The following is a 283-nucleotide window of genomic DNA, read 5'->3' as shown; positions in this document are numbered from 1 at the left end:
GCGGTTAACTAACTCATTAATTACAATTGGTGCTTTGTGATAGATTTCTTCTGCAATTACAGACGCCAATGAAGTCAGAGGAGATGAGGGGGGTAATGGATTATTCCAATGCGTCCACTGTGCATTTTTGTAGATATGTTGCAGTTCTTTTTCTACATTTTGTTGTGCAAAGATGATGCGGTTTTCTAACTCGTTCTTGGCGATCAAGTCATGTGTAATTTTCTGCTCATCTTTAAGGATTTGCTTAAGTGCGATCAGCTCAATGGCCGCTGTTTGTAGAATA

At 39.2% G+C, this 283-nt stretch carries 1 protein-coding gene; it reads right to left on the bottom strand.

What is annotated here, in order from left to right; all coding sequences use genetic code 11:
• The coding region (locus tag AAEZ02_RS22265) for a hypothetical protein (RefSeq protein ID WP_351125185.1) at positions 1 to 283 on the bottom strand (283 nt) is incomplete at both ends.

Source organism: Shewanella sp. T24-MNA-CIBAN-0130 (assembly GCF_040310185.1).
In the GTDB taxonomy this organism is placed as follows: Bacteria; Pseudomonadota; Gammaproteobacteria; order Enterobacterales; family Shewanellaceae; genus Shewanella; species Shewanella psychromarinicola.
Note: the sequence above shows the minus strand (reverse complement) of the source record. Positions and strands in the feature narration are given on the sequence as shown.